This is a genomic window from Streptomyces sp. NPDC086777 (assembly GCF_040702065.1).
Classification (GTDB): domain Bacteria; phylum Actinomycetota; class Actinomycetes; order Streptomycetales; family Streptomycetaceae; genus Streptomyces.
This window is the reverse complement of sequence record NZ_JBFBJI010000027.1, coordinates 1-18,760: the sequence shown is the minus strand read 5'-3', so window position 1 is coordinate 18,760 and position 18,760 is coordinate 1. Positions and strand designations below refer to the sequence as shown.

Below are 18,760 nucleotides of genomic sequence, written 5' to 3'. Positions count from 1 at the left end.
TCGCTCTACCTGCACGAATAAAGATTAAGTGCAATCAAAGCGTTGCCGAATCCGTGAACGCAACGTAGCTTTCGTTCATCGGAAACAGTGAGCCATGGGAGACAGTGATGCAGAAGTTCGCCACCCCCGCCCCGATCACCGCCGTCGTGGACATCCCCGCCGGACGCGTCCAGCTCTTCGCCGCGGACCGCGCCGACACCACTGTCGAGGTCCTGCCTGCCAACCCTGCCAAGAACCGCGACACCAAGGCGGTCGAGCAGACCACCGTCACCTACGCCGACGGCGTGCTGCGGATCACGACGTCGGCCCCCGGCAACCAGCTCTTCGGTGCCTCCGGCTCCCTTCAGGTGACCGTCCAGCTGCCCGCCGGCTCGCGCGTCGAGGGCAAGGCCGCCGGCGCGGAGCTGCGCGGCGTCGGGCGCCTGGGCGACGTCGCCTTCGAAGGCGCATACCGCGAGATCAAGATCGACGAGGCCGCGAGTGTCCGCCTCGTCGCGTCGGACGGCGATGTGGAGGTCGGCCGGCTGGGTGGCTCCGCGGAGATCAGCACCGCACGGGGCGACATCCGGATCAACGAAGCCGGTCGCGGCACGGTGGTCCTGCGCACCCAGGACGGCGACATCTCGGTCGCCGCGGCCGCCGGTGTCTCGGCCGCCCTGGACGCCGGTACCGACTACGGCCGCGTCAACAACGCCCTCAAGAACGACGGCAGCACCGAGCTGGACATCCGCGCCACCACCTCCCGCGGCGACATCACCGCCCGAAGCCTCTGACGAAGCGGCACCAGAACCGCCCCGGCCGGGCCCGCCGCGAGCCGTGTGCAGGGCCCGGCCCGCAGGAGTCGTACCCGACAGCTCACACGATCAGGGGGAACAACGACGTGACGAAGAACAGCACTTCCTCGAACGGCTCGGCGTGGACGGGCATGGTGCCGGTCGACGACACGGCCCTGGCGGTCACCGACACCGGCGGTGCCGGCACCCCGGTGGTCTACCTCAACGGCCAGTTCGCCACGCAGGGGTACTGGCGGCGGGTCATCGCCGAACTGGGCACGGGGTGGCGGCACATCACCTACGACGAGCGGGCCCGCGGCACGAAGTCGAAGCGCTCGGCCGACTATTCCTTCGAGGCCGTCGTCCGGGACGTCGACGCCGTCCTCGCGGCCCGGGGCGTCGACCGGGCGCTGGTGGTGGGCTGGTCGTACGGCGCGTTCGTCGGGGCGCACTGGGCCCACCGGAACCCGGAGCGTTGCCTGGGTGCGGTCCTCGTCGACGGCGCACAGCCGTACGACTGGCTGGACGCGGCCATGGAGCAGCGGATCCGGACGATGTTCCGGCGGATGGGCTGGTTCCTGCCGCTGCTGCGTCCGACGGGCCTGACCCCGCGGATGACCCCCGCGCAGATGGCGGACTGCAACATCGAGCTGGGCAGGATCTCCCGGGAACGCGTACTGGGTTCCGTGCTGGACGAGATCACCGTTCCGGTGCGGTACGTGCTGGCCTCCGGGGCGTCCCTCGGAAGCAAGGGCGACGAGCAGGAACGCATCCGCGCCGGCCTCGACGAGGTGTTCGGGCGAAACCCGAACCTCCGGCTCGGCGCGAAGGTCGCCAGCAACCACGACGCGATCCTGAGGAAGGACTTCACGGCCGTCGCCAGGGCCGTACGCGAGGTGGCCGCCCCCGATCGCGGGCAGCGCTGAGGACGCGACCGACGGATGAGCTGTCTGAGCGCGCCCGCGGCCTCGCGGCGGGCCCGCACGGCGCTCCTCGGCTGCCGGGTGCGGCCGTGACGGTGCTGCGGCCGCATCGGGGGTCCTGGCCGCGCGCAGGAGCCGGTAGTTCGCGGCAATCCGTCGGGAAGGACATACCGGTGCGGCGGAGGCCGGGGCCCGCGGTGTGCGGGCGGGCCGGCCGCCGGTGCCGGGATCACGCGCCGGGCGGCCTGCTTCCGGTCGAGGACGCGTGCTCGACGGCGTCCAGCAGCCGGTGCCGCCCGTGGGCGTAGGTGAAGTCGGGGACGGTGTGTGTCCCCTCGCGCAGGTCGCGGGCCAGGTTCGTGTACAGCGCCGCGACGTTGCGGGGCGGTCCGACGAGGCCCGGGGGAATGTCGGCGGAGTACTCGGCAGGTACCTCGATCGGCGACACCGACATGTCGGTGCCGAAGCCGCCGTGCAGTGTGAGGTCGGCGACCTGGAGGTTCCCCCAGTCCGCCGTCAGCACCAGGTCCCCGTCGGTGCCGTTGATCTCCCAGCGGAAGTTGTCGCCGCGAGAGGTGCCGCCGCGGTAGAACACGGAGGCGGCTGCGCCGCTGTCCAGGGTGCCGATGACGGAGATCTGGTCTGCGGCGGTCACCGGGACGAGGGCGTCGCCGTCGTCGGTCACCGTGACCTCCGTGCGGCCGAGGACGAGGTTCGCCGACAGGTGGGCGAACTCCCCGAGGGTGACGTTCAGCGCGTCGATGGTGTGGAGTGCCGCGCCGGTCAGGGGAGTGGCGCCCTGGGTGCGGTCGTACCAGTACGCGTGGGCGCGGGTGGTCTGTCCGCCCCAGACCATGCCCGAGCCCACCAGGGTGGTGCCGAGGACGCGGCCGATCCGCCCGTCCTCGATCAGCTTGCGGGCGTATCGCAGTGCGGGGTGGTAGCGGCCCTGCAGCCCTACGGCGGTGCGCACACCGGCGGCCTCGGCGCGCAGGGTCAGCTCGGACGCCTCCGCCGTGTTCAGGGCGAGTGGCCACTCGGCGTAGACCGTCTTGCCGGCGTCGATCGCCGCGGAGATCAGCTCCCGGTGGTGCGGGACCTTGACGGCCACGACCACGACGTCGACGCCGGGGTGGGCGAGGAGGCCGGAGTGGTGGTCGAAGGCGGCTTCGACTTCGAACGCCCTGGCCGCCGCCCGGGCGGACTCCGGGCGGGAGGTGCTGATGGCGCGCAGTTCGAAGTCCGGGTGTGCCTTGAGGGCGGGCACGTGGCTGAGGGAGGCCCAACCCGCCTGGCCGGCACCGATGATGCCCACACCGATGGGGTTCTTCATGTCATGGCTCCTGTGAGGTCGTGGGGTCACTTCTTCGGCACGGTCGTGGGCCTGCGAGGGGCCGGACTCCGTGGCCGGGAAGGTCCGATGCGGCAGAGTCAAGCTTATGTGGAACGAAGAGTCAAAAAAATCTCCGGCCAACCGAGGGTGGTATGCGTCACGGACAGAAAATGGACCGATCGTTCCTGATAGGTGTAGGGTCCGGCGTATGGCACGCGTCAGGGAGTTCGACACCGACAGGGCGGTGGAGGCGGCGATGAACGCCTTCCGCCGCAAGGGCTTCGAGGGCACGTCGGTGCAGGACCTGGTCGACGCGACCGGGGTCGGTCGCGGTTCGCTGTACGCGGCTTTCGGCAGCAAGGAAGGCCTCTACCTCGCGGCCATGGACCGCTACCGGGAGCGCCACGCCCTGCCCCTGGTCGAGGTGTTGCGTCAGGGCGCCCCGGGGCCCGAACTGCTGCGAGAGGCCCTGGTTGCGGCGGTGGACGAGATCGCTCGGGACGGCAGTCGCCGGGCCTGCCTGATCGTCGGTGCCGCCATGGAGCGGATCGCACACGACCCGCAGGTCGCCGCCCATGTGCGGTCGACGACGGAGTTGCTGGAGGACGCGCTGGCCGAGGTCGTCGCGGAGGCGCAGGCGGCCGGGCAGCTCTCCGGCAGACGCGACGCGCGTGACCTCGCCCGGTACCTGGCCGTGACGCTGCACGGTCTGCGGGTCATGGGTGCCATCGCCCCCGACCGGGACGCGCTGATGGCCGTCGTCGATGTCGCCCTGGATGCCCTCGACTGAACGCAGGAATGATCAGTCAAGAAAATTTTCAGTTTCCCGTGGGCACGCGCTTCTCGCCGCCCCCGCCCAGCACCCGGGCGCGATCACGAACTCAGTGCCGGTCGAGCCAGAGGACGATGCCCGTCACGCCGCTGAGCACCGCCGCGGCTCCGGCGCGGATCGCGGCTGCGCAGCGGGTGGCGGTGAACGTTGTGGGGTCGTACGTGGAGGACATGCCGAGGCCCTCGCCGCGGAAGGACGCGCCGGACCAGTCGACGGCGGTGACGTTGCCCGTGGGCTCGGCCAGTTCCGCGCCCACTACGAGGAACTGCTGCGAGAGGTGGTTCGGGGTGACCGTCGCGAGGGGGTCGATGAGGTCGTTGCCCACGCTGACGACGAGATCGGGGTGCAGGTCGAGCGCATCGGTGATGCTCGGGATGAGACGTGCGGGGTGGGCGGCGGTCACGGTGCGCAGGTCGACGTGCTCGTCCTCGGCCCAGTCCTCGACCGCCTTCACCAGCGTCCTGGTGGGGTGGTCGTCGCCCGTCGTGAGCAGGACGACGCGGTAGCCGTCGGGAGGGTGGACCCCGGTCCAGGAGCCGGGCCGCGGGGTGGCGGTCGCCTCGGGAGCGGGCGGGTCGGCGGGGTCGACGAATCCCGGGCCCGGGGTGCCGACGGCGGTGGGTTCCGGGTGCGGTCGTGACCAGTCGTCGCCGGACGCGCATCCGGTCAATGGCAGGGCGAGCACGACTGCTGTGGTCAGCGCGGCGACGGCCCGAAGCGGGGGGTGCAAGGCGATCGTTCTCCGAGTGATGGCGGGTGGTGCGCCCTCATCTTCATCTCTCGGCTTCCGTTGTCTCCATCCGCGGGGCGCCGTTGTCGAACTTGTTTTCGCACGGTTCGTCAAAACGCCCGTTCCGGTTCATTCAAGACTTGCACGGTTCACGGGCAACCTTGGAGGAACCACATGTCACATCGAGTCCGTCGCGCCCTCGCCGGGCTCACGGCAACGGTGATCGCCTTCCTGTGCGTGGGGCAGCGGCCCGCTCTTGCGCACGGGTTCACCTCGACCGTGTACGCCCACCTTGCCCCGTCCGAGGGAGGCCGACTGCGGACGACGCTGGAGTTGGAGTACGACCTGTTCGTCGTGTCCGCCGCCGACTCCGAGCACGACGAGTCCCTCTTCCGTGCGGGAACGAGCGCCTTCGAGTCCGGCGACGCCGGCGAGCAGGCCGCGGCGCTGAAAGCCCACACGAGGTCGGCCATGGCGTACGTGACCGAGCGTTTCTCGGTCACCGCCGCCGGCAGGGCCTGCGCGCCCTCGCAGGCGGGGGGTTTCAGGACGGGGGAGCGGGAGGGCGTTCCGTACGTGACGCTCGGACTCGACTGGGCCTGTCCCGGTGGGGCCGGTGAGCAGTCGGTGCGCAGCGAGCTGTTTCCGGACGCGGAGGGCTACGTCAAGGGTGTCAAGACGATCGTCACGTACGAGGTGGACGGTCGCTCCGGCAGTGCGGCCCTCGACGCCGCGCATCCGTCGTTCTCCCTCGCGCAGGCCTGGTACGAGCGGTTCTGGGAGTTCTTCCGCCTGGGTGCCGAGCACCTGCTGACGGGGATCGACCACATCCTGTTCCTGCTCGCGCTCATCGCCGGTTCCCGGCGCCCGCGGGAGATCGTGCTCGCGGCCACGAGCTTCACCCTGGCGCACTCCGTGACGTTCATGCTGGCCGCACTGGGCCTGGTCGACGTGCCCGGGGCGATCGTGGAGCCGGTCATCGCGTTGTCCATCGCCGTGGTCGCCGGCTGGTACCTGTGGCGGATCTGCCGCCGAGGTGACCACGCGATGGACCTGGCACCCGCGGGGCGGGGCCACTTCAGCCTGGACCGGGCGGGCTGGACCCGGCTGGGCGTCGTGTTCTGCTTCGGACTCGTGCACGGCCTGGGCTTCGCGGGCGCGTTGGGGATCGAGGCGGCATGGTCGTGGACGCTGCTGTGGTCGCTGCTGGTGTTCAACGTGGGGATCGAGGCGGTCCAGCTGGCGATCATCGCCGTGCTCTTCCCGCTCCTCCTCCAGCTGCGGCGCCGTTCGCGCAGGGCCGGCCTGTGGGTCACGGGGGCGATATCCGCCGGTGTTTCCGTCATGGGCCTGGTGTGGTTTGTGCAACGGCTGTCCGGATTCTGAGATCCGCACAGACCTTGCATCAAGGTCAACTGTCCCGTGACCTTACCTTTGCTTGCACTTTACTTTGCGACCCGAGTGTCAAGTTCTCCGTTCACGCACATCGCAAGTGCACCAAAGGAATAGAGAACGACAGACATGAGATCGAGCAACTCCTCGCAGGCCTCGGGGCCCGCGCGGCGCCGTGTGGCCGTAGGCGCCACGGCGGCACTTCTCGGCCTGACCGTGGCCCTCGGCGGCACCCTGGCGACCCCCGCCGGTGCCGCCGACGGCGCCACGCTCAGCGGCATCGTCCTCGGCGTGGGCTCGAACGAGTCCCAGCGCACCGTGACGTGGTACTCCACCACGGACACGGCCCAGAAGGTCCAGGTCGTCCCGACCGCACAGCTCGTCAACGGCGAGTTCCCGGCCGGCGCCGCCACCTTCGACGCCCTCGGCGCGGCGAACATCGCCTCCAGCGGCGGTTTCAACCGCCACGCGACGATCACCGGCCTGAAGGAGAACACGGCCTACTCCTACCGTGTCGGCACCGAGGGCAACTGGTCCTCGGCGTACTCCTTCAAGACGCAGGACTTCGAAGGCGACTACGACTTCCTGTTCTACGGCGACCCGCAGATCGGTTCGTCCGGCGACCTCGCCCAGGACCAGGCCGGCTGGCAGGACACGGTCGACGTCTCGCTGAAGGCCAACCCCGACGCCGAACTCCTGGTGTCGGGTGGTGACCAGGTCGAGAGCGCCAACAACGAGTCCCAGTGGAACGCCTTCCTCGCGCCCGACGGCCTGCGCCAGTACCCGTGGGCCGCCACCATCGGCAACCACGACGTGGGCGGCAAGGCCTACGAACAGCACTTCGCCACGCCGAACACCGACAACTCGGCGCTCTACTACAAGGACGGGGCGACGTCCACCACGTCCGGCGGTGACTACTGGTACATCTACAAGGATGTCCTGTTCATCGACCTCAACAGCAACAGCTACGACGAGGCGAAGGGCGGCGGCGACGCGGCCCACACCGCCTACGTCACCGACGTCATCAACAAGCACGGCAACGAGGCCAAGTGGAAGGTCCTCGTCTACCACCACTCGATCTACTCGCCGGCCAGCCACGCCAAGGACGGCGACAACAAGAAGCGCCGCGTCGACTTCCCGACAACGTTTTCCAAGCTCGGCGTCGACCTGGTGCTCCAGGGCCACGACCACAGCTATTCCCGCAGCTACCTGATCAAGAACGGCGAGAAGGCGAACCCGGCCGAGCAGCCCGGCGCCGCCGATGTCTACCCCGGTCCCGGCGGTGTCCTCTACGTGACGGGCAACTCGGCCTCGGGCTCGAAGTACTACGACATCACCACGCCGGACAGCAGCGGGACGACCGGTGCGGGCAACGGTGCCGACCCGCTCAACCCGAAGAACTACTGGTACAACTCGGTCCAGAACCAGGAGCACGTCCGCTCCTACGTGAAGGTCCAGGTGCGGAACGACAAGCTCGTCGTCGAGAACCTCCGCAGCGGTACCTGTGCGGCCCCCAACTCGGATGCCGCGCCGTGCAACAACACCCCCGCCGGCCAGCCCGTGGGCTCGGTCGTCGACAAGGTGACGGTGCACCCGTACCACGGTGACAAGCAGGACCTCCAGGTCAACGTCCCCAACCCGGCTCCCGGTGAGTTCGGCTGGACGATCGACGGCTACAACGGCCTGGTGGACCTCGGTACCGCCGTGGAGAAGAACGGCGACCACTTCGAGGCCGGCGGCAAGATCAACCCGATCCTGGTGTCGGACACCCGCCGTTCGCTCGCCCCGTGGTCGGTCTCGGCCAACGTGAGCGACTTCCGGGACGCCGACAAGACGTTCTCCGGTTCGTACCTCGGCTGGACGCCGTACGTCCTCGACGGCGGCGCGGGTGCCAAGGCCGGCGACCCCGTGGCCTCCGGCTACGACGGCGACGGCGCGGGTCTGTCCGTCTCGCGCGGCATCGGCTCGGCGGTCCAGGGCCACGCCCGTGGCACCGCCAAGCTCGGTGCCGACCTGGACCTGAAGATCCCGGACACCGTCACCAAGGGCGGTTACCGCTCCACCCTGACGATCACCGCACTCAGCAGCTGATCGCACCGTTCCACCCGGCGGGGCGGGCACCGTCCGGTGCCCGCCCCGCCCCCGCGCCAGGAGAACCCCGAAATGCACGCACCCGTAAACCGCGGGAAGGCCACCGTCAGCGCGCTCGTCCGTGCTCTCACCCTGGCCCTGCTCATCGCCTACGCGATATCCGGCGTGGGCGTCGCACCCGCGCGCGCCGCGGACGGCGACGTCACCTGGACGGTCAGAACGGCCGCGAACGGGTACGGCGACGACCGGTCCAGCTACAGCTACAACGTGAACCCCGGCGGCCAGGTCAAGGACGCCATGGTCGTCGTCAACCGCAGCAGGACCCCGCTGCGCCTGGCGCTCTACGCCGCCGACGGCTACACCACCGACACGGGCCAGCTCGACCTGCTCACCAAGGACAAGAAGTCCGTCGGCATCGGCGCCTGGGTCCACGCCGACCGCAGCAGCGTCGTGATCAAGCCCGGCAAGACCGCGCAGATACCCTTCACCGTCGCGGTACCGGCCAACGCGACGCCCGGCGACCACGTGGGAGGCATCCTCACCTCGCTGAAGCAGGCCGACGACGCCGCAGGCATCAACGTGGACCGCCGCCTCGGCATCCGGGTCAAGCTGCGGGTCAGCGGCGCGCTCGAACCGAAGCTCGCGATCGAGAACCTGCACGTCGACTACTCCGGCTCGGCCAACCCGATCGCCAAGGGCGACGCCACCGTCACCTACACCGTCCACAACACCGGCAACGCCACCCTGTCGGCCCGTCAGACCGTCTCCGTCACGGGTCCGTTCGGATGGCCGCGCACGGACGCCGACGACAGCACCGCCCTGCCGGAACTGCTCCCCGGTGAACGCTGGAGGGTGAAACTGCCCGTCCACGGTGTCGCCCCCGCGGTGCACCTGGCCGCGACCGCGACCCTCACCCCCCTCCTCACCGACGCGGCGGGCTCGACCACCTCACTGGGTCCGGTCAAGGCCACGGCACACGGCTGGGCCGTCCCGTGGACGCTCCTCGTACTCCTGGTCATGGCGATCGCGGCCGTCGTCGGCGGTCTCCTCCTCGCCCGCCGCGCCCGCGCGCGCCGCACGCAGCGTGAGGACGCTCGCGTGGCGAGCGCCGTCGCACACGCACTCCGCGAGGACGCCACGCGGAACGCACAGCCCGGGACGACGGACTGACGACCAGCGCCGCGGCTCGGCAAGGCCGCCTCCGCCGGGCGCAGGAGCTGCCACGACGATGCCGTCAAAAACGGGCGACGTCCCGACAGTTACTGTGGGAACGCCTGCGCGGGTGCGCGGCCGGGGGAGCTTCACCGGGGGGACCGGGTATGCCGGAGGGGATGGCCCAGTGGGGGCCGGAGCTTTTCATGACGCGGGCCTGGGAGCGACACCGGGGCCCGGTGCCGGGGAACGAGGCGGGAAGGAACGTCGCACAAGGGGGGTTCGAGCCCTGCCTGCTGGCCTTGCTGCGGCTGTCCGCGGGTACGGACCGGCGTACCGATCTCACCCGTGGCCGGTTGCCGAGGGCGCTCGCCCGCACCGGCCACCTCCAGCGCGCGGCCGAACTGGCGTACACGATCGGTGACGAACTCGACCAGGGCGAGGAGCTTCTGGAGCTGGTGCGGGCCGCGGCGGACGCGGGAGACCTGTGCGGCGCACAGGCGCTGGCCGAGTCGATTCCCCTGCGCCAGCTGCGGGACCAGGCACTCGTCGCCCTCGTGCCGGCCTGGGCCCGCGCCGGTGACCGCGACAGGGCCGTCGCCGTGGCGGAGAGCATCCGCTACCCGCACAACTGGGGAAGGGCCTGGGCCCTGTTGGCGAAGGCGGCGGCGGACGGCGGCGACAGGGACGACGCGCTCGGGTTCGCCGCTCGCGCCGAGGACGCGGTGAGCTCCTGCCCCGTCGACGGGACGGAACAGGTACTCGCCCTCCTGGTGGAGGTGGCCTTCGCCACCGGCGACCACGAGCGGGCGGCCGTGCTCGCCGACCGCGTTCAGGACGGCACCCGGTCCCGCGACCCGGCAGGGTGGTCGCAGCCACGGCCCCTGGCCGTGGTGCTGGCCCGCGAGGCGCTCGACGCAGACCTCGACCGGCTCGACGCTCTCCTTCGCCCCCCGTCAGGACCCGCCGCCGAGGCCGGGGGCGTCCGGTGCGGGTGGGCGCTCGCCGGGGCCGACGGCCGGGGCACGGAGTGGGAGGAAGACGGCGACGACCCCGTCGCCCGCCCCTTCCCGCCCGGCGACCTGCTGGGGGCCCGGGACCTGGCGGGTGTGCTGGACGCGGTCGCCGAGAACGCGGACCAGGACGTCGCACTGGCCCTGGCCGACCGGGCGGAGACGCTGCTGGAGACCGGTGACGGCCGTGATCACGACATCCTGCTGAGATCCCTGACCCTGCTGCTGGCCCGGCACGGGCAGGCCGAGCGGGCCATGGCCCTCACCAGCCCGCTCGACCCCGATCTGCGCGCCGGACGGCAGGCTGACGTCGTCGCCGAACTGGCCCGCTCGGGCGACCCGGACGGGGCAACCGCGCTCGTCCACTCGATCGACGACCGCCGGGCACAGGACAGGGCGCTGGTCGAGGTGGTCCGGGAGCTGGCCCGGCGCGGCGAGACGGGCCGGGCGGCCGCGCTCGTCCGCTCCGTCGACGACTGCTGGGCACAGGACGAGGCGCTGGTCGCGGTCGCCCGGGAGACGGCCCGGTACGGCGATCCGGACCGCGCCGAGACACTCACCCGCTCGATCGCCCACCGCGCGACCCGGGCCCGCGCGATGGCCGAACTCGTGCCGCTGTCCGAACCGTTCCGCGCCCGCAGGCTTGCCGCACAGGCCGTGCTGCTGGACGGCTGGGCCCCTGTGCTGGAGTCCCTGGAGCGGCTCGTGCCTCGTGCGGTGGCGGTGGTCGTCGACGGGACGGCGAACTGAGCGGAGGTCGCCGGACACCAGGGCGCCCCTGATCGTCAGTGCCGGCTGCGAGACTCGTTGCATGATTCCGAAGCTGTCCCTGCACAGCCCCCGTTGGCGCGACCTCGACGGTGTGAAGGCCGAGGAGGTGGCAGCCCTCCTGGAGCAGTTGGCCTCCGCCGCTGCCGGCGGGAGCGACGATGCGTGGCGGCAGACCTGGACGTACCTGACGGACGGACTGATGGACGACGGGGTCGTCTTCGACGGTGCGTATGCGGCCCTGCCGCACCTCGTCGAGGCGGCGGCGGCCCTGCCTCCGGCACGGACCGCGGACTTCTGGGTGGACCTGGGATTCATCGTGACCGCCAATCACCGGCCCCCCGTCCCGGCAGATCTCCGGGCGGGGTACGGTGCGGCACTGCGGCTGGCCGAGCGCGCGGCCGTCCGGAGCCTGCTCGAAGCCGACGTGCCCGTGGAGGCCTGCGCCCGTCTCGTGCTCTCCTGCACGGCGTTCGCCGGTCACCACACGGGCGAAGCACTGACGCAGTTGTCGGACCCCCGCGAGAACGGCCTCCTGCTGGTGTGTCCCGGTTGCGGCAGCGACACCGAGAACGTCGGGTTCTTCCTCGTGGACCCGGAGCGTCCGGCCTTCGAGGCCCCGGAGCCGCCCGATCCCGCCCGGGTCCGGTCGGACGGGCATCCCTGGGGCGAGGTCGCCGCGGCGCTGCGGGAGGAGGCACTGGGGGAGGGGTGGGCACCCTTCGTGCGGGTGGCACGCGAGGTCGCGGTGGCGGGGATACCCTCCGGGACACCGGGACAGGCCGTCCTGTGCCTGGTCGCCGGCGTCGTCGCGGTCAGGGGCACCCCGCAGCCGGCCGCGACCGAACTGGCCCGCCAACTGATGTCGCTCACCGGGCACTTCCGCTGCTGGGACTGCGAGCGGACATGGACGATCGCCGACGGCCTGGCGGAGGACCCGGACGGCGCGCGCCCCCAGCACCCTCCGGCCCGGGCGGGGACGGACGCCGACGGGCCGGCCGCCACGTCGGGTCCGGCGGCACCCGTACGAACAGGTCAGGCGCCGACCCGCTTCCGGCAGGACGGGAACGACGTGCTCACGGCCGACGGCACGCCCTGGGGCCGTATCCGGGTGTTCGACGGCTCCGCGCCCGGCTCGTCCGGGGGCGTCGACGCGGTGGCGGTGGCGTGCCTCCCCGATGGACCGACGCTCGTGGCCGGTGTCGGGGACACCGGCGCGGTCCGCCTGTGGGACGCGGCCGACGGACGACTCGTCCACGACCCGCTGCCAGGACATCCCGACCGTGTCCGCTCGTTGACGGCGCTGCCCCTGCCCGGCGGCCGGGTCCGCCTGGCGAGCGGAGGCGACACCGGCAGGATCGCCCTGTGGGATCCCGTCACCGGACGGCCGGTTCGCGAACCGGCCGGTGACTGGCCCGGCGGGGTGACCGGGATGTGCCCTGCGACCGTCCCCGACGGCCGCACCCTGCTCGTCACCGCCACCCCCCGAGGCGCGGTCCGGCTGTGGGACCCGGACACCGGCGAGTGCGTCGGGCGCCTCAACCCCTACGGCAGTCCCGTCCGGTCGATCGCGGCCGTCCCGATCTCCGCCGGCCACACACTGATCGCGGCCGCGGACACCTCGGGCCGCGTCCACGTGTGGGATCCGGCCGTCGACGACCTCTGGGAGCCGGGCGCGGCCGTACAACTGAACGCACGTGCGCTCGCCGACGCCGACCACCGTGCGGCGGCCGTGGCGAGCGTTCCCACACCCGGCCGGCCCCTGCTGGCCACGGCGGACAACCGGGGCGCGGTCCTGCTGTGGGACCTTGCCACCGGTGCCCCGACCGGCGACGGTCTGCCCGTCGCCACGGGCACCGGCGGCCCGCCGCTGGTCACGGCCACCACACTGCACGACCGCCGCACGGTCCTGGTCGCCGGCGCCCGTCACGGTCAGCGGCTGCGGGTGTGGGAACCGGAGACCGGCGCGGTGGCGCACCTCGCCCTGGACGTGGCGCCCACGTGTCTGGCCACCGCGGGTCCGGACCTGGTCGTCGGACACGACCGCGGAGTCCTCGGCCTTCCGCTCACCGGCCGGTGAACGCGTTGCGCAGCGAGCCCGGGTGCGGCCGGCAGGGCGCGGGACCAGGTGGATCCACGGTCGCGGCCGGCGGACGCGACATGCCGGGGTCCGGTGGACTGCCGGGTTCCTCCGGGCCCGGCGGCAGTGCACGGGGAATGGGGAGGGGAGAACGATGGCTGGTGTGGACGTCGATGACAGAACGCTGTGGCGGGTGCCCGGCGGAGGCGTGCCCTACCACGCGTCGGCTCTGGCCGACGGCGCCGTGTACGTGGTCGGGGACTGCTCCGACCTGGTGGCCGTCGACGCGGAGACCGGACAGCGACGTTGGACCCTGGACGACGACTCCGGGATCGGGACGTCGCCGGTGGCGGACACCGGCGTCGTGTACTTCGCCGACATCGCCGGCTGCCTGACGGCGGTGGACGCCGCGACCGGCGAGGTGCGCTGGAAGCGGGGATCGCGCTGGTCGAGGATGTCGACGCCGACGGTCGCGGACCACGTCGTGTACGCCGCTTCGCACGACGGCAGGATGTGGGCGGTGGACGGACTCACGGGCCGGCCGGTGTGGAAGGTGCGGGTGGAGGGCCTGCGCGCGTCCCGCAATCCCGCGCCCACGGTGGCCGACGGTGTCCTGTACACGGCTGCCGGCGGGCATGTGGTGGCCCTGGACACGGCCACCGGCAGCAGGCGATGGGACGTCTTTCCCCACGGAGGCGTGCGGCAGACGCCGACGGTGGCCGGCGGAAGCGTGTACGTGGGCAACCACGACGGCCTGGTGGTGCTGGACGCGGCGACCGGTGAGGAACGCCGGCGGCTGTCTCCCCCAGGGGCGGCATGGGCGAGCCCCGCGGTGGCCGAGGGCATCGCCGTCGTCGGTGTGGAGGACCGGTACCTGCTGGCGGTGGACGCCGGGACCGGTCGGGAGAGATGGCGGCTGAAGACCCGTGGCGAGATCCACGCGACGCCGGCCATCGCCGACGGCACGGTGTACGCGGGCAGCCACGACGGGCGCCTGTGGGCGGTGGACGCGGCCACCGGGGAGGCACGGTGGAAGGTCAGGACGACCGGGCCGGTGCACTCCACGCCGTTGGTGAACGGTGGCACGGTGTACGTCGATTAGCCTCGACGAGCACCTCTACGCCGTGCGGGCCCACCGGCCGGGTGAGGCACCGGCCGAGGACCACCGCGCCCCCGCCGCCCGTCCCGTGCGGACGGACGCCGGTCGCGGGCCCGTACCGGCCGGCCCGATCGGCGGTACCGTGCGCTGGCGGGTGCGGGTCCCGGGGGCGGGGCACTTCACGGCGGCCGTCGCCGACGGCGTCGTGTACCAGCCCGGCCACCGCGACCTGCCGGCACTAGTGGCCGGAGGCGACGGTGCGGACGGCGGAGACCAGGTCGGAGCCTTTGATCTGTTTCAGGACCTAGCTGGAGGCGCCGGCCGTGATCGCGTCGAGGAGGGCTTCCTCGTCGTCGATGGAGGTGAGCATGAGGCAGGCCAGGGCGGGCATCCGGTCGCGCAGTTCCCGGCAGACGGTGATGCCGTCGCCGTCGGGCAGGCGGACGTCCAGGACGGCGACGTGCGGGTGCAGGGCGGGGCCGCGGGCGTTCTGGACGGTGCCGGCGTCGCCGACGACCGTGATGTCGGGTTCGGCGTCGAGAAGGCCGGTGATGCCGCGCCGGACGACCTCGTGGTCGTCCAGCAGGAACACGCGGATCGGGTCCTGTTCCGAGAAGGCGCGCGGCTCTGCCATTGAGGTCCCCCTCGTCCCCGGCATCCAGGCCTGTCCCGGACGGCGGGCACACCGCGGGCCGCCCACGAGGATCACCGTCCGCCGGGGGCGGGTCGCACCAGGGCCGACCGGCCCCACGTGCGTCGCCCGCGCGGCGTACGCCGTCGGCGGACGGGGTCAGACGCTCGCGCCGGCGCCGTACGGGGCGTACAGGTCCAGCAGCCGTTTGCGGGCCGCGCGCAGGCGGTGCGCGAGCACCTGGCCGACCCACTGGCTGACCGCGCTGCCCAGCGCCGGATCCTCCCGGCACAGCGCCAGGACGGCCGCGGCGTCGAACTCGTAGGCACGTACCGGCGTGGTGGCCTCGGCGCCCAGGTGCCACACGGGGGGCGCGAACAGCCAGGACCAGCCGATGAGCTCGTTGTGCCCGAGGCTCTCGATGACGGCCGCCCGGCGGCCCGGGACGTGCATGTCGAGTTCGACGCGGCCGGTGCGGATGATCCAGAACCGGTCGGCCGGACCGCCTTCCTCGAAGAGCCGCGTGCCCTGCGGGAAGGAGACCTCCCGGGCGTGGCGCAGCAGCTGCCGCTGCCGGTCTGCGGACAGGCCCCGCAGCATGCTGAGGGTCGGCTGGGTGTTCATGGCCTGCCTCCCGGGACGGGACGTGGGTACGGGCTGCCACTGCCAGCGTGCGGTGCCGGGGCCGGGCCCGCCATGGGCCGAGCGGTCCCCCCGGCCCGGGACCTTCGGCACGGCCGTGACCCGGACGGCCGCTCCCCGCACCGCCGTACCCGGCCCCCGTCTCACCCGTCCGGGTGGGCCGCCAGCCACGCGCGGTAGGCCGTCACCGCCGTCGGCAGGGTCGGGAAGATGCGGTCGTGGCCGACCGCGTCGGCCAGCCCGTACGCCTCGAGGCTGTCCAGCAGGTCCTGCTTCACCCGGGCGAGCGCGAAGACGACACCGCGCGCGGTCAGTTCGCGGCGCAGGGCGTCCACCGCGTCGAGAGCGGTGATGTCGACCTCCACGTTGGCCTCGGTGTTCAGGACGAACCAGCGGACCGGCGTGGTCTGCTCGTCGACGGCGGCCAGGGCCCGGCGGTGGAAGTTCTCGGCGTTGGCGAAGAACAGAGGCGAGTCGTAGCGGTAGACCAGAAGACCGGGGATCGTGCGGGCGCTGGGGTAGTCGTCGATGTCGTGCATGCCGGCCACGCCGGGCACCAGACCCTCGACGGCGTCGTGCGGGCGGGCCACCCGGGTCAGCAGCTCGGCCACCGACAGGCCGACGGCGACCAGCACGCCGTACAGGATGTCCAGGGCGAGGACCCCCGCCAGGCAGCCGAGCGCGAGGAGCAGTTCGCGGCGCCGGAAGGCGGCCAGGCGGCGAAAGCCGGCCAGGCCGGTCATGCGGGTCGCGGCATAGACGACCAGGGCGCCGAGCACCGCCGCGGGTGTCCGGGTGAGCAGGGGGCTGAGGAAGAGCAGGACCGCGAGCACGAGGGCACCGGCGACCAGGGAGTACGCCTGGCTGCGGGCACCCGCCGAGGTGGCCAGGGCGGTGCGGCTGGCGCTGCTGCTCACCGGGAAGCCGTGCACGACGCTCGCGCCGAGGTTGGCCGCGCCGAGCGCCAGGAACTCCTGGTCGGCGTCGAGTCCGGGGCCCACGTCGGGGCCGCGGCCGGCGAACGCGCGGGCGGTGAGGATGAAGTCCGTGTACGCCACCAGGAGGACGCCGAGCGCGGGGAGGACCAGGCCGGGCAGCTCGGCGGGGTCGGGCACGGCGAGGCCGGGCAGACCCGCCGGGACGGTGCCGATGACCCTGATGTCGTAGCGGCCGTCGAGGTCGAGGGCCACCACGGCCGCCGTGCCCAGGACCAAGGTCAGCAGCGGGCCGGGGAGCACCGGGAAGTACCGCGTGACGACGAGGAGGAAGAGCAGCGTCGCCGCCGAGAAGACCACGGTCGTCGCATGGGCTTCGCCCAGGTGGGTGAAGAACGACCAGAGCTGGGGGAAGAACTCGGTCCCCGTCCCCGGCACTCCGGTGAGTTTGGGCAGCTGGTCCACGACCATGATCAGGGCGACGCCGGCCAGGTAGCCGATCAGGACGGGGCGGGAGAGCAGGTCCGCCAGGAACCCCAGGCGGACGGCCCGCGCGACCAGGCAGAGCAGGCCGACCGTGGCGGCGAGGCCGGCCGCCAGTACGGCGTACCGGCCCGGGTCACCGGCGGCGAGCGGGGCGACCACGGTGGCCGTCATCAGGGCGGTCGTCGACTCGGGGCCGACCGACAGCAGCCGCGAGGAGCCGAACACCGTGTACAGGGCCAGGGCGGGCAGGATCGCCCACAGACCGGCGACCGGGGGCAGCCCGGCCACCCCGGCGTACGCCATGACCTGCGGCACCAGGTACGCGGCGACGGTCACCCCGGCCAGCAGGTCACCCCTCAGCCAGGCGCGCCGGTAGCCGAGCAGCGAGGCGAGTCCGGGCACGAGCCGGTGCCACCACGGGTGTCCGCCGCTGCCGTGGGTCATGCGCCGCCTTCCGCCCGGTGGTCCCGGAATCCGTGCTCCGTCGGTACCTGACCTGCCTTCGGCGTCCGGGACCGCTCCCGTTCCGGCCTGGGCCGCCCCTCCCGGTCTGGGCCGAGCGGCCCCGGTCCGGGACCAGTGGCCCCTGCCCGCCCAACCTCCCGGACCCGACGCCGGCCCCGGATCCGCCGAAGCGGACCACGTGATCCCTCGGTGCAGGAGCCCACGAGGTGAGGATCATGCCCCGTACCGCCACCGCGGCGCTCGCCGCCCCGGCGAGGGCCACCCGGCGGCCCCGGACGGCGCCCCGCTCGCTCAGAGGCGCGCCGTGTGGTCGGGGACGTAGGTCTGCAGATCCCTCGGCGGGCGCTCGTAGCCGGTCGACGGCGGCCGCTTGGGGAGTTCCAGCACCGGCGGCGGCACGTCGCGGTACGGCACGGTCGACAGCAGGTGGGCCATCATGTTCAGCCGGGCCCGGCGTTTGTCGTCGCTCTCCACGACGTACCAGGGCGCGTCCGAGACGTCCGTGTGGACCAGCATCTCGTCCTTCGCCCGGGAGTACGCCTCCCAGTGGGTGATCGACTCCAGGTCCATCGGCGAGAGCTTCCAGCGCCGCAGCGGATCCTCGAGGCGCTTGCGGAACCGGTCCTGCTGCTCGGTGTCACTCACCGAGAACCAGTACTTGCGCAGCAGGATCCCGGACTCCACCAGCATCCGCTCGAAGATCGGGCAGTGCCGCAGGAAGAGCTGGTACTCCTCCTTCGTGCAGAAGCCCATCACACGTTCGACGCCGGCCCGGTTGTACCAGGACCGGTCGAACAGCACGATCTCCCCGGCCGCCGGGAGATGCTCCACGTACCGCTGGAAGTACCACTGGGTGCGCTCGCGCTCGGTGGGTTTCGGCAGCGCCGCGATCCGGGCGATCCGCGGATTGAGGTGCTCGGTCACCCGTTTGATCGTCCCGCCTTTGCCGGCCGCGTCCCGTCCCTCGAAGATCACTACAAGACGTGCACCCGTGGCCCGCACCCACTCCTGCAGTTTCACCAACTCGGTCTGCAACCGGAGCAGTTCCGCCTCGTACACCTTGCGCGGCAGCTCCGCCGCCTGCTTGCCGGCCATGCCGCCTCCACCGCCCGATGACCTACCCATGGAGCCATCCCGATGTCCAAGGTCGAACACCAGGACGCCACCGTACTGTCCGACGAGGAATTGCGCACCCTGGACGCGCACTGGCGGGCCGCCAACTACCTGGCGGCGGGCCAGATCTACCTGATGTCCAACCCGCTGCTCACCGAGCCGTTGCGTCCCGAGCACATCAAGCCGAGGCTGCTCGGCCACTGGGGGACCTCGCCCGGCCTGAACCTCGTGTACACCCACCTCAACCGGGTGATCGGGGCGCGTGGGCTGGACGCGCTGTGTGTGTGGGGGCCGGGGCACGG

At 72.1% G+C, this 18,760-nt stretch carries 14 protein-coding genes and 2 pseudogenes; 10 read left to right on the top strand and 6 right to left on the bottom strand.

What is annotated here, in order from left to right:
• The first annotated feature begins 107 nt into the window (after positions 1–107).
• Positions 108–773 (top strand): DUF4097 family beta strand repeat-containing protein, encoded by a 666-nt coding sequence (locus tag AB0472_RS31570; protein WP_366361434.1) that lies wholly within the window; start codon positions 108–110, stop codon positions 771–773.
• A gap of 107 nt (positions 774–880) precedes the next feature.
• Complete coding sequence (locus AB0472_RS31565) at positions 881–1,699, top strand: alpha/beta fold hydrolase (RefSeq protein ID WP_366361432.1); 819 nt, start codon at positions 881–883, stop codon at positions 1,697–1,699.
• Positions 1,700–1,925: 226 nt separating this feature from the next.
• Here AB0472_RS31565 and AB0472_RS31560 read toward each other — a convergent pair whose 3' ends face one another.
• Complete coding sequence (locus tag AB0472_RS31560; RefSeq protein WP_366361431.1) at positions 1,926–3,029, bottom strand: Gfo/Idh/MocA family oxidoreductase; 1,104 nt, start codon at positions 3,027–3,029, stop codon at positions 1,926–1,928.
• Between the two features lie 208 nt (positions 3,030–3,237).
• Between AB0472_RS31560 and AB0472_RS31555 the strand changes: the two genes are divergently transcribed.
• A complete protein-coding gene (locus AB0472_RS31555) occupies positions 3,238–3,819 on the top strand; it encodes a helix-turn-helix domain-containing protein (RefSeq protein ID WP_366361429.1) in 582 nt (193 codons plus the stop codon).
• A 91-nt stretch (positions 3,820–3,910) separates the two neighbouring features.
• Here the strand turns inward: AB0472_RS31555 and AB0472_RS31550 are convergent, their stop codons facing one another.
• Entirely contained in the window at positions 3,911–4,591 is a 681-nt protein-coding gene (locus AB0472_RS31550; RefSeq protein ID WP_366361427.1) for a hypothetical protein, read from the bottom strand.
• A gap of 174 nt (positions 4,592–4,765) precedes the next feature.
• Between AB0472_RS31550 and AB0472_RS31545 the strand changes: the two genes are divergently transcribed.
• The 6 genes from AB0472_RS31545 (at position 4,766) to AB0472_RS31520 (ending at position 14,189) form a co-directional block, all read left to right on the top strand.
• Positions 4,766–5,977 carry a HupE/UreJ family protein gene (locus tag AB0472_RS31545; RefSeq protein WP_366361426.1) on the top strand — a complete coding sequence of 404 codons (1,212 nt, stop codon included), beginning with the start codon at positions 4,766–4,768 and terminating at the stop codon, positions 5,975–5,977.
• A 135-nt stretch (positions 5,978–6,112) separates the two neighbouring features.
• Positions 6,113–8,074 carry a metallophosphoesterase family protein gene (locus AB0472_RS31540; RefSeq protein ID WP_366361424.1) on the top strand — a complete coding sequence of 654 codons (1,962 nt, stop codon included), beginning with the start codon at positions 6,113–6,115 and terminating at the stop codon, positions 8,072–8,074.
• Between the two features lie 72 nt (positions 8,075–8,146).
• Entirely contained in the window at positions 8,147–9,244 is a 1,098-nt protein-coding gene (locus AB0472_RS31535) for a DUF916 domain-containing protein (protein WP_366361422.1), read from the top strand.
• 188 nt (positions 9,245–9,432) lie between these two features.
• On the top strand, positions 9,433–10,989 hold the full coding sequence (locus tag AB0472_RS31530; RefSeq protein WP_366361420.1) for a hypothetical protein: 1,557 nt from the start codon (positions 9,433–9,435) through the stop codon (positions 10,987–10,989).
• 61 nt (positions 10,990–11,050) lie between these two features.
• The gene (locus AB0472_RS31525) at positions 11,051–13,087 is read left to right on the top strand and encodes a hypothetical protein (RefSeq protein ID WP_366361418.1); all 2,037 of its coding nucleotides are present in this window, start codon (positions 11,051–11,053) and stop codon (positions 13,085–13,087) included.
• Between the two features lie 163 nt (positions 13,088–13,250).
• Positions 13,251–14,189, top strand: a complete 939-nt coding sequence (locus AB0472_RS31520) for a PQQ-binding-like beta-propeller repeat protein (protein WP_366361416.1) — start codon at positions 13,251–13,253, stop codon at positions 14,187–14,189.
• Between the two features lie 241 nt (positions 14,190–14,430).
• Here AB0472_RS31520 and AB0472_RS31515 read toward each other — a convergent pair.
• The 4 genes and pseudogenes from AB0472_RS31515 to ppk2 all read right to left on the bottom strand — a co-directional run.
• Positions 14,431–14,820 (bottom strand): annotated as a pseudogene (locus tag AB0472_RS31515) (response regulator transcription factor); the annotation flags it as partial.
• Positions 14,821–14,976: 156 nt separating this feature from the next.
• Positions 14,977–15,441 (bottom strand): cyclic nucleotide-binding domain-containing protein, encoded by a 465-nt coding sequence (locus AB0472_RS31510; RefSeq protein WP_366361414.1) that lies wholly within the window; start codon positions 15,439–15,441, stop codon positions 14,977–14,979.
• 161 nt (positions 15,442–15,602) lie between these two features.
• Positions 15,603–17,324 carry a sulfate permease gene (gene sulP / locus AB0472_RS31505; protein ID WP_366361412.1) on the bottom strand — a complete coding sequence of 574 codons (1,722 nt, stop codon included), beginning with the start codon at positions 17,322–17,324 and terminating at the stop codon, positions 15,603–15,605.
• A 312-nt stretch (positions 17,325–17,636) separates the two neighbouring features.
• A complete protein-coding gene (gene ppk2 / locus AB0472_RS31500) occupies positions 17,637–18,440 on the bottom strand; it encodes a polyphosphate kinase 2 (protein ID WP_366361410.1) in 804 nt (267 codons plus the stop codon).
• 42 nt (positions 18,441–18,482) lie between these two features.
• On the opposite strand from ppk2, the pseudogene AB0472_RS31495 reads away from it, so the two are divergent.
• Positions 18,483–18,760: pseudogene (locus AB0472_RS31495) on the top strand (phosphoketolase); the annotation flags it as partial.

Coding starts and splice junctions, on each gene's coding strand:
- AB0472_RS31545 (WP_366361426.1), top strand. CDS start 4,766: ATGTCACATCGAGTCCGTCGCGCCCTCGCCGGGCTCACGGCAACGGTG.
- AB0472_RS31560 (WP_366361431.1), bottom strand. CDS start 3,029: ATGAAGAACCCCATCGGTGTGGGCATCATCGGTGCCGGCCAGGCGGGT.
- AB0472_RS31525 (WP_366361418.1), top strand. CDS start 11,051: ATGATTCCGAAGCTGTCCCTGCACAGCCCCCGTTGGCGCGACCTCGAC.
- AB0472_RS31530 (WP_366361420.1), top strand. CDS start 9,433: ATGACGCGGGCCTGGGAGCGACACCGGGGCCCGGTGCCGGGGAACGAG.
- ppk2 (WP_366361410.1), bottom strand. CDS start 18,440: ATGGCCGGCAAGCAGGCGGCGGAGCTGCCGCGCAAGGTGTACGAGGCG.
- AB0472_RS31570 (WP_366361434.1), top strand. CDS start 108: ATGCAGAAGTTCGCCACCCCCGCCCCGATCACCGCCGTCGTGGACATC.
- sulP (WP_366361412.1), bottom strand. CDS start 17,324: ATGACCCACGGCAGCGGCGGACACCCGTGGTGGCACCGGCTCGTGCCC.
- AB0472_RS31510 (WP_366361414.1), bottom strand. CDS start 15,441: ATGAACACCCAGCCGACCCTCAGCATGCTGCGGGGCCTGTCCGCAGAC.
- AB0472_RS31540 (WP_366361424.1), top strand. CDS start 6,113: ATGAGATCGAGCAACTCCTCGCAGGCCTCGGGGCCCGCGCGGCGCCGT.
- AB0472_RS31535 (WP_366361422.1), top strand. CDS start 8,147: ATGCACGCACCCGTAAACCGCGGGAAGGCCACCGTCAGCGCGCTCGTC.
- AB0472_RS31555 (WP_366361429.1), top strand. CDS start 3,238: ATGGCACGCGTCAGGGAGTTCGACACCGACAGGGCGGTGGAGGCGGCG.